General features: G+C 78.8%; 2 pseudogenes. Both read left to right on the top strand.

What is annotated here, in order from left to right:
* Positions 1–418: pseudogene (locus KN815_RS51425) on the top strand (hypothetical protein); the annotation flags it as partial.
* A pseudogene (locus tag KN815_RS49530) lies at positions 415–651 on the top strand (ABC transporter); the annotation flags it as partial. The pseudogenes KN815_RS51425 and KN815_RS49530, both read left to right, overlap by 4 nt.

Genomic DNA, 651 nt, shown 5'->3' with positions numbered 1-651 from the left:
GCCCGGCCCGGCCACGCCCGGCCCGTCGGCTTCGGCCGGTGAGCGGCCGTCCCCCGCCGGGACGCGGCCGGGGCGGCGGTCCATGGTCCCGGCCGCCGCATGGGTCCGGGTGGAGGCCGAGGGAACGCCCGGGGCCGAGCTGCCCGCCGGGCTCCCGGGCGGGGCGGTGCGCGAGTACGACCCCGCCGCGCACGGGGGCGGGAGCGGTAAGGCGCCCGCCGGTCCGGCGGGCCAGGTCGTACGGCTGACGGTCGCCGCCACCCACTCCGACGCCCTGCTCCGCACCCTCCTGACCGCTGCCCCGCCGTGGCACATCCGCACGGTGACAACCGTCAGCGACCCCCACGAGCCCACCGAAGCGCCGCAGGAACCCACCGAGGCGCATGGGCCCGCCGAAAGGCTGAAGGAGAAGGCATGACCGCGCTGCTGCGCTACCAGGCGGCCCTGCTGGCCCGCTCGCACCGCTGGTTGCCGCCGCTGCTGCTCTACGGCGCCTTCCTGGGGATCGGGGTGCAGTCCGGGCAGCCGATTCTCGACTCGCTCGGCTACGCCGCCGCCGCGCTGCTGCCCGTCGCCGCCTGGCTGGTGCGGGTGTGCGTCACCCAGGAGCCCGCCGCGGCGCGCGACTGCGCCTCGGCGGCGGCCGGCCCG

Source organism: Streptomyces niphimycinicus (assembly GCF_018883605.1).
In the GTDB taxonomy this organism is placed as follows: Bacteria; Actinomycetota; Actinomycetes; order Streptomycetales; family Streptomycetaceae; genus Streptomyces; species Streptomyces niphimycinicus.
Note: the sequence above shows the minus strand (reverse complement) of the source record. Positions and strands in the feature narration are given on the sequence as shown.